Annotated in this window: 8 protein-coding genes and 1 other RNA gene; 1 reads left to right on the top strand and 8 read right to left on the bottom strand. The window is 67.8% G+C overall.

The features are described from left to right. The 8 genes from HY68_RS15390 to ftsE form a co-directional block, all read right to left on the bottom strand. A partial coding sequence (locus HY68_RS15390; RefSeq protein WP_063779648.1) for an acyltransferase occupies positions 1 to 1,353 on the bottom strand: 1,353 nt, incomplete at its 3' end. Beyond that, entirely contained in the window at positions 1,350 to 3,482 is a 2,133-nt protein-coding gene (locus tag HY68_RS15385; RefSeq protein ID WP_041989114.1) for a bifunctional polysaccharide deacetylase/glycosyltransferase family 2 protein, read from the bottom strand. The genes HY68_RS15390 and HY68_RS15385, both read right to left, overlap by 4 nt. 66 nt (positions 3,483 to 3,548) lie before the next feature. Continuing rightward, positions 3,549 to 4,268, bottom strand: a complete 720-nt coding sequence (locus tag HY68_RS15380) for a hypothetical protein (protein ID WP_052457097.1) — start codon at positions 4,266 to 4,268, stop codon at positions 3,549 to 3,551. 479 nt (positions 4,269 to 4,747) lie between these two features. Next, positions 4,748 to 5,134: a transfer-messenger RNA gene (ssrA, locus tag HY68_RS40090) on the bottom strand. A gap of 102 nt (positions 5,135 to 5,236) precedes the next feature. Beyond that, a complete protein-coding gene (smpB, locus tag HY68_RS15375) occupies positions 5,237 to 5,716 on the bottom strand; it encodes an SsrA-binding protein SmpB (protein WP_041989112.1) in 480 nt (159 codons plus the stop codon). A 34-nt stretch (positions 5,717 to 5,750) separates the two neighbouring features. Continuing rightward, positions 5,751 to 6,944, bottom strand: a complete 1,194-nt coding sequence (locus tag HY68_RS15370) for a S41 family peptidase (protein WP_041989111.1) — start codon at positions 6,942 to 6,944, stop codon at positions 5,751 to 5,753. 67 nt (positions 6,945 to 7,011) lie between these two features. Further along, complete coding sequence (gene ftsX / locus HY68_RS15365; RefSeq protein WP_041989109.1) at positions 7,012 to 7,932, bottom strand: permease-like cell division protein FtsX; 921 nt, start codon at positions 7,930 to 7,932, stop codon at positions 7,012 to 7,014. 43 nt (positions 7,933 to 7,975) lie between these two features. Beyond that, a complete protein-coding gene (gene ftsE, locus HY68_RS15360; RefSeq protein ID WP_041996136.1) occupies positions 7,976 to 8,665 on the bottom strand; it encodes a cell division ATP-binding protein FtsE in 690 nt (229 codons plus the stop codon). A gap of 264 nt (positions 8,666 to 8,929) precedes the next feature. Between ftsE and HY68_RS15355 the strand changes: the two genes are divergently transcribed. Further along, entirely contained in the window at positions 8,930 to 9,127 is a 198-nt protein-coding gene (locus HY68_RS15355; RefSeq protein WP_041989108.1) for a hypothetical protein, read from the top strand. Positions 9,128 to 9,202: the final 75 nt, after the last annotated feature.

Here is a 9,202-nt window from a genome sequence, read left to right as displayed (position 1 = left end):
CTCCCGGGGGGCGGGCGGCTTGCCGCCGCCCTTCGCCCTGCCGGACATGACGCCGTTCGGCCACAGCCGCGGTCTGCGCTTGGCCGCCAGGTCCTCCACCCACCCGACGGCGATGATCATGATCCCTATCATCGGCCAGATCAGGATCAGCGGCAGCGTCGAGTACGAGGCGTCCAGCGCGCCGTTGAACCGGTCCATGCCCGGCACGTTGTAGAGCTGGTCCAGCAGCGGGAACGTCGCCATGATCAGCAGGTTGTGCCAGAGATAGATCGTCACGGCCCGGTTGTTGGCGAGGGTGATCACCGAGTCGTACGAAGCCAGCCTGCCCGGGAGTTTCTGCCAGGACGGCGAGTACTGGAGCAGGATGGCGACGAACCCGAGCGACCAGATCGCCTGCACCAGCGGCATCTCGTCGAAGTTCCACCCCTCGTCGCCCAGATGCCCCTGCGCCCACCAGAGGGCGAAGGCCATCGCGAAGGCGGCGAGCGAGACCGTGATGTAGCGCGGGACCTTCTTGAACAGGCCGTCGTTGTGGGCGAAGCCGAGCACCCAGCAGCTGCCGTAGACCCCGAAGTCCGTGAGCGCCAGACCGGTTTCACCGGGGATGTTCACCACACCCGTGGTGATCACGGCCGTGAGGGCGATCGGGAAGGCCAGCGCCGCCCACGGCACCTTGCGGAAGGCCCACAGCAGCAGCGGGGACGCCAGCACGAACCAGAGATAGGCCCGGATGTACCAGAGCGGTCCGGCCGCCTGGTCGGCCCAGCTGGAGTCCATCCAGCTCACCGGGGACCCGGCCGGGTCCGGATACGGCGGCGCGCCCAGCGGGAAGATCCAGTTGGCGAGCTTGATCAGGCCCCAGATGCCCTCGTCCCTGGCCGGCTTGAAGCCGGAGACGAAGAGCAGCGGCACGATCAGCAGGGCGAACGCCCACATCGGCGGCAGCAGCCTGCGCAGTCGGCCCCGGATGACGCTCCACGAGGTGCGCTGCGAGAGCGACCTGGCCATCAGCGAGCCGGCCAGCGCGAACATCACGCCCATGGAGGGGAAGAGGATCGTCAGCCAGGCCCAGCCGAAGATGTGGAAGACGACGACCCGCACCAGCGCGACGGCCCGCAGCAGATCCAGATAGCGGTCACGGCCCGACGCCTTGGGCGCCTCGCCCTCGGCGGCCACGGGTGGCTGCGCGAGCGTCGGGTCGGGGCCCCTGGGCCCCGCCTTGTGCCGCGCGTGCGGCACGGGCCCCGGCCGCTGGACGTACGGCGCCGTCGGCCCGGCGGCCGGGTAGGGCGCGGCCGCCCCGGCGCTCGGATAGGGCGCGGCCGTGCCGCCTGCTTCGTAGGGGGTGGTCATCCCACCGGCCTCCTGTCGGCGCCCGCGCTGTGACCGCGCTGGGTGGGGATCGAGCCGGGGGCCTGGACGGCGCCGGTACGGCGGAGCTTCTGCCAGCGCAGCCGGCCGCCGGTGAGCGCGGTGATCCAGGACTGCACCAGCACGACGTACATGAGCTGGCGGTACAGGACCTGTTGGAGCGGCAGCGAGATCAGATGCACCATGCGTTCCTTGTCGAGCCGGAACGCGTACGCGGCGCAGATCGCCTGGAACGCCAGGACGCCGAGCCAGGCGATGATGGTCTTCTCCGTGGGCCCGAAGATCAGGCCGTAGATCAGGAAGAGGTCGATCAGCGGCGCGAGCAGCGGCGCCACGATCATGAACAGCGCGATCAGTGGCAGGCCGACCCGGCCGAAGCGTCCCGAAGGCCCCCGCTCGATGAAGGAGCGGCGGTGCTTCCAGATCGCCTGCATCGTGCCGTAACTCCAGCGGTACCGCTGGGACCACAGCTGCTGTACGGACTCCGGCGCCTCGGTCCAGGCACGCGCCTTCTCGGCGTAGACGACACGCCAGCCGTCGCGGTGCATGGCGATGGTGATGTCGGTGTCCTCGGCGAGGGTGTCCTCGCTCATCCCGCCGACCCGCTCCAGCGCGGTGCGCCGGAAGGCGCCGATCGCGCCCGGGATGGTGGGCATGATCTGCAGCAGGTCGTACATGCGGCGGTCGAGGTTGAAGCCCATCACGTACTCGATGTGCTGCCAGGCCCCGATGAGCGAGTTGCGGTTGCCGACCTTGGCGTTGCCGGCGACGGCGCCGACGCGCGGGTCGCCGAAGGGCTGCACCAGCTCGCGCACGGTGGCGGGTTCGAAGACGGTGTCGCCGTCCATCATCACGACCAGGTCGTAACTGGCGTGCGCGATGCCGTTGTTGAGCGCGGCCGGCTTGCCCGCGTTCTCCTGGCGTACGACGTGTACGTTCGGCAGCCACATCGCCTCGACGATGTCCGCCGTACCGTCCGTTGAGCCGTCGTCGATGACGATGACCTCGATCGGATGGTCGCTCTGCATCAGCGAGTTGACCGTCTTGGCTATGCATTCCCGTTCGTTGTACGCGGGGACGAGGACCGAGACGGGTTCGGTGATGCGGGCGCCCCAGCGGAACCTGCGGCGGCGCACCTTGCGCGAGTGCGCGAAGGACAGCACCAGCATCAGCCCGAAGCGCAGGATGACCAGGAAGCCGACCACCGAGAGCCCGGCGATCAGGACGTCGGTGCCCCGGTCGGCGAAGCTGACGGCGCCGATGAACGCGCGGCCCTTCCACTTGTCGATGCCGGTGACCGGCGTGTGGGCGCTGGGCGCGCCGAGCGCCTGGGTCACCGTGTCGAAGGAGTAGCCGTCCTTCTGCATCTGCGGCAGGAACGTGTTGAGCGCCTTGACGGTCTGGGACCTGTCACCGCCGGAGTCGTGCATCAGGACGACGGCGCCGTCGCCGTGCTTCGGCGTCGCGTTCTCGATGATCTTCGAGACGCCGGGGCGCTGCCAGTCCTCACTGTCGGTGCTGTCGAGCACCGTGATGTAGCCCAGGGTGCCGATGTACTGCGTCACCGGCCAGGACTTGTTGTCCATGGCGTCGGCGAACGAGGAGTACGGCGGCCGGAAGAGCGAGGAGCGGATCCCGGCGGCGCCGGCGAGCGCCAGCTGCGTCTGCGACAGCTCCCACTTGATACGGGACGCCGACTGGTAGGAGAGGTCGGGATGGTCGAAGGTGTGCACCCCGACCTCGTGCCCCTCGGCCACCATGCGCCTGACCAGCTCGGGGTGTTGCGAGGTCATCGTGCCCGTGACGAAGAAGGTCGCGTGCGCGCCGTACTTCTTCAGCACGTCGAGGACCTGGGGCGACCAGGTCGGGTCCGGGCCGTCGTCGAAGGTGAGGACAAGTTTGTGCTTCGGTATGGTCAGCGACTTGGGCTTGGCCGTCTTGTCGCGCGAATCGATGACGGGGCCGCCTTCGATGATGTCGTCGGGCACCTGACTGATGGAGGCAGGTGGCCGCACCCGGTGGTCCGGGATGATCTCGTTGTGCACGTAGCCGCGCAGCAACATCATCGCCACCAGGCCGACGAGCAGAAAGGTCGGAAGCAGGTACCGCATGGGCAGCCTGCGTCTCCTGACGGGGCCGCCGCTGCGCTTACGGCCCCGCGTGCCGGTTGAAGTCATCTACTGAGCGCCTTCCGCGGCCATGGCCTGGGGGTCGCCGGCCGGCGGGCCCGCGGGTTCGGTACCCGCGTCCGTCGTCTCGACAGGCGGTGTCGGGGTGTCCGGCGGCGTCTCGACCGGCGGCGTGGTCTCCGGCGGAGCGTCCGTCGTCGTCGGACCACCCGGGTCGGAACCGCCCGCCGGCACGGAGTTGCCCGGATCGGGCTTCCCCGGCGCTCCGGGCGTCTGCTTCGGCGGCTTCGCCGAACCCGACGCGCCGGGGGCGGGAACTCCCGAGGCCCCGGTCGTCGCGCTGGCCGAAGTCCCCGGGATCGGGGAGCCGTTGGAGTCCGTCGGCACCGGCAGCGAAGGACCGCCCGGCAGCACGCCGTCGGACGCACTGCCCGAGGGAGCGGGCTTCTCGACCTTGACGGAGTCCGACTTCTTGTCGACCTTGACCCCGGGTATGTTCAGCCACGGCGCGCTCGAGTTGCCGCCCATCAGCGCGACGACCAGCGTCACCGCGTAGCAGGCGCAGACCGCTGCCAGGATCCAGCCGGCCCGGCGGAACTTCTTGCTCCGGCGCCCGGAAGCGTCGACAAAAACGGGCCCGTCGGAGCTTTCCTGATCTACATCTTCCGCAGAACCTGATTTCTGCGGGTGCTTCGGGCCCGAAGGCAGCTCGGAGAGCTGACGCCCCAGACCGTCGAGTTCGATGGTGACATCGCTCGGCTCATGCATATGCCCCGTGCGGGCATTCTCTCGCCAGTTTTCCACAGGTGTGCACATCCCCCACTTAATGTCCCATGGGTGCGTGCACGGCTGACCGGAAATGCCGACGATCAGGCCCCCACCTGACCGACCGCCCCCTACCACACTGCACCCGGACCACGAATGTAGCGCACGCCAGTGATGCCGGTAGTTCTGCTTGACAGGTTGCTGTGCATCAATGCTGTGACAAGGATGCGTGCAACCATCCGGGGGCGACTTCTTACTGACAAGTATTTATCTCAACTGCGGCCGTGGTGACAGGAATTGGTTTCTTCGGACCACTTCTGTCCCTTCCGTTCACTGTGGTCGAGGTCACCGGCTATTCGACCGGCAGTCGATCATTGTTCACGGTGTTACCCGACGTCACAGTGGCACGGCGGCAGTGGGGCCCGGACACGACTGAGGCCCCGCTGCCGGGTGGGCAGCGGGGCCTCGGCCTCACATGGGGTTTGTGGAGATGGCGGGAATCGAACCCGCGTCCAACGGTGCGGAATCAGGACTTCTCCGAGCGCAGTCCGCTGCGATTTTCTCGGCCCCGGAGATCACGCGGACAAGTCTCCGACGGGCTCAGTCACTGTTTGATTTCCCTGCAAGTCCCGTGACCGGGCCTACAGGTTTAGTCCCCTAGCTGATGCCAGGATCCGGGTCGGGAACACTCCCGGGCTGACACTCCGCGGAGTCTTCGCTAGCTGCTAATTAGGCAGCAAGTGCGAAGGCGGAGGAATCGCGCTTAGAATTGGCGATTGTTTTTTGCGACATATGGTTAACGAGATCATTGCCGCTTTCTCGGCTCGCTTCCCCTGCTTCGACATCCGCTGTCGAAACCGATCATCCCCATGTTTTGTTTTCAACTCGTGCACCCGCTACGAGGTGCACGACCCATCGTACGTGATCAACAGGGCCGAGGGCCACCGTATTCCCACCCGGGGCGCGCGGCGTCAGGCCTGCTGCTTGCGCTTGACCGCCGAGACGGCCCGGTCCGTCTCGCGCCGGTCCTGGCGCTCCCGCAGCGTCTGGCGCTTGTCGTACTCCTTCTTGCCCTTGGCCAGCGCGATCTCGACCTTGGCCCGGCCGTCCTTGAAGTACAGGGCGAGGGGCACGATCGTGTGACCCGATTCCTGCGACTTGGACTCCAGCTTGTCGATCTCGGCCCGGTGCATCAGCAGCTTGCGCTTACGCCGGGCGGTGTGGTTCGTCCACGTTCCCTGGCTGTACTCAGGAACATGGACATGGTGGAGCCATGCCTCATGTCCGTCAATCTGGACGAACCCGTCCGTCAACGACGCCCGCCCCTGACGCAGCGACTTCACTTCCGTGCCCGTGAGCACGAGACCGCACTCGTAGGTGTCGAGAATCAGGTAGTCGTGCCGCGCCTTCTTGTTCTGGGCGATGATTTTGCGCCCTTTTTCCTTTGCCATAGTCCTGCCATTTTCTCACTACGGCGCAACTTCTTTACGCCGTGCCGCCGAGGCCGCTGAGGACCGTCTGCGCCTGCTGTCCGGCATGGTCGCTCGCCGCGAGATCCGGGGTGATTCCCCTGCCGTCGACCGTATGCCCCGCAGGCGTGCGGTAATGGCCGACGGTCAGCTCCGCGACCGAGCCGTCCGGCAGCGTGCTCGGCATCTGGACCGAGCCCTTGCCGAACGTACGCGAGCCGACGGTGATGGATCGTCCCCGGTCCTGGAGGGCGCCGGTGACCAGCTCGGCCGCGCTCATCGTGCCGCTGTCGACCAGCACCACCACGGGGCGTCCGGTGTCGCCGCCCGGGTCCGCGTACAACGCCCGCTGGGCGCCTTTTATGTCGTACGTCGCGACGAGGCCGCCGTCGAGGAAGGCCGAAGCGGCCTTGACCGCCTCCGAGACCAGCCCGCCGCCGTTGCCCCGCAGGTCGAGCAGTATGCCGGCGCCGCGCGGCGCGTCCCGTACGGCGTCGCGCACCTGCTCGCCCGAGCCCTTCGTGAACGCGTCGACCTTGATCATCCGGGCCCCGCCGGTCAGCTTGCCGACCGTGACGGACTCGGTCGACAGCCGGGCGCGGCGCAGCGTACGGGTCCAGCGGTGTCCCGCGCGCTCAAGACCGAGGACGACGGGGGTACCGGCGCCGGCGCTCTTGCCCGCCCCGCCCTCCCCCAGCGCGTCCCCGCGCAGCAGCGCCATCACGTCCGTGACGGGCCGGCCGGCCACATCCGCGCCGTCGATGTCCCTGACCGTGTCGCCCGCCCTGATGCCGGCTCCCGCGGCGGGGCCGCCGGGGTGCACCCGGGTGACCTCCATCAGTCCCCCGGCCGTACGCCGGGCGCTGAGGCCCACTCCGGTGTACTCACCGTCGAGGGCCTGCTCGAACTCCTCGTACTCGCCCTTGTCGTACACGGCGCCCCAGCGGTCCCCGCTGCGGCTGACGACCTCCTCGGCCGCTTCCGTGCCCGACTTGCCGTCGGCCATCGCCTTGGCCGCAGCCGCGGCGACCTCGCCGCTGTCGACCGTCGAGGCGACGGCGCGCGTCGGGATGACGGGCGGCGCCGAGTCGGCCTGCGGCAGGGAGTTGGTCGCGGCGGCAGTGGCGAGCGCACTCGCGAACACCAATGTCAGGACCGCCCCGCGGCGGACTCCGCGGGGCCCGAAATGGGGTGACTCCGATCCGGACATGGCGTTGAGTCTAGGACAACGCAGCGCGACGGACCGGAGCTTGGCGACACCACGCCAGGGGCGCTTGTCACACCCTGAGGTACTTGCGCAGTGCGACGAGAGCCGCAACTGCCGGCATCAGCAGACCGATCGCGAGCACCAGCGGCAGCTTCGAGAACACCGCGTCCCAGCCGATGAACCTGACGAGCTCCATCTTGTGGGACAGGTCGAGACCGCTGTCGATCAGGAAGTACCGGCCGAGCATGAGCATTCCGCACGCGACCACGCCGCCGATCAGTCCGGCGAACGCGGCCTCCATGATGAACGGCGTCTGGATGTAGAAGCTGGAGGCGCCGACGAGCCGCATGATGCCGGTCTCGCGCCGTCTGCTGAACGCCGATACGCGCACGGTGTTGACGATCAGCATCAGCGCGATCACCAGCATCAGCGCCATGACACAGAGCGCGGCGATGTTCATGCCGTTCATCAGCGAGAAGAGGTTCTGCAGGATGTCGCGCTGGTCCTGGACGGACTGCACGCCGTCCCGGCCGGCGAAGGCGGTCGCCACCACCTTGTACTTCTCGGGGTCCTTGAGCTTGACGCGGAAGGACTCCTCCATCTGGTCCGGGGTGATCGTGCTGGCGAAGGCCGTGTCGCCGTACTGCTCCCGGTAGTGCTTGTACGCCTCGTCGGAGTCCTCGTGGTGGACGGACTCGACGATGTTGCTCATCTTCTTCAGATCGGCCTCGATCTGGGCCTTCTGCTCGCCTGTGACCGCGCCCTTGGTGCACGCGGGATCGCTCGCCGCATCGCCCTTGTTGCACAGGAAGATGGAGACGTTGACCTTGTCGTACCAGTAGTCCTTCATCGTGCTGACCTGCTCGCGCATGAGCAGCGCGCCGCCGAACAGGGCGAGCGAGAGGGCTACGGAGATGACGACTGCGAAGGTCATCGTGAGGTTACGGCGGAGACCTACACCGATCTCCGACAGGACGAACTGGGCGCGCATGGCGTCCTTTCAGCTTTGGACGGTCAGTGCTCGACGGGCAGCGTCAGTGCTGGTAGCCGTAGACGCCGCGTACCTGGTCGCGCACGAGCCGGCCGCCTTCGAGCTCGATCACACGCTTGCGCATCTGGTCGACGATGTTCTGGTCGTGGGTGGCCATCACGACGGTCGTACCGGTGCGGTTGATCCGGTCCAGCAGCTTCATGATGCCGACGGAGGTCTGCGGGTCCAGGTTGCCGGTGGGCTCGTCCGCGATCAGCAGCATGGGGCGGTTGACGAAGGCCCGCGCGATGGCGACGCGCTGCTGCTCACCACCGGACAGCTCACCGGGCATCCGGTCTTCCTTGCCGCCGAGGCCGACCAGGTCGAGGACCTGGGGCACGGCCTTGCGGGTCTCCCCGCGCGGCTTGCCGATGACCTCCTGCGCGAACGCCACGTTCTCGGCGACGGTCTTGTTGGGCAGCAGCCGGAAGTCCTGGAAGACGGTGCCGAGCTGGCGGCGCATCTGCGGCACCTTCCAGTTGGACAGCCGCGCGAGGTCCTTGCCGAGCACATGGACCATGCCGTGACTCGTGCGCTCCTCGCGCAGGACGAGTCTGAGGAAGGTCGACTTGCCGGAACCGGACGAACCGACCAGGAAGACGAACTCCCCCTTCTCGATCTCAAGGGAGACATCGCGCAACGCGGGACGGTTCTGCTTCGGGTAAGTCTTGGAGACGTTGTCGAATCGGATCACGAGATGCACCACGGTCGGCCGGGAGTAGGTGAGCGTGACCTTACGCGACCCGGACTGGCCCGCGCAGTCCGCGACCGGAGTTGGGCGGATTATCACGAATGTGGGGCGCCCGCCACCCCTGGCGGACCGTACGGAATCGGGTCGGCCGCGCCGAATCCGGCGGGAACTGGCACAGTGGTAAGGGGAACGGTCGCGTTTCCCGGAGCGTTGTGCGGAGAAGGAACACTGTCTGCGGCTGACGCCGCGCGGTGAGGAGGAAAGCGCATGACCTACGACAGATTGGTGTGCGCCAACTGCGCGGGGCCCGTGAGCGAGGGCCGCTGCCGCGTTTGCCGTGCCAGCAGGGAGCGGCTGCAGCAGGAAGGCGGGCCGTTCAGCGGGCTGAGCCCGGTGGCGCTGCTGAGCATGCTGCTGCTTCTGCTGGCCGCCGTGGCACTGGTGGCGACGCACCAGACCGCCTGAGCGCTGCCTGCGCGCCGCGCCCACTGCCGCGCACTGCCGGATTTCACAGAAGGGCCCGGACGCCTCGCGTCCGGG

Source organism: Streptomyces sp. AcH 505 (assembly GCF_000818175.1).
In the GTDB taxonomy this organism is placed as follows: Bacteria; Actinomycetota; Actinomycetes; order Streptomycetales; family Streptomycetaceae; genus Streptomyces.
This window is presented reverse-complemented; position numbering and strand designations above follow the sequence as displayed.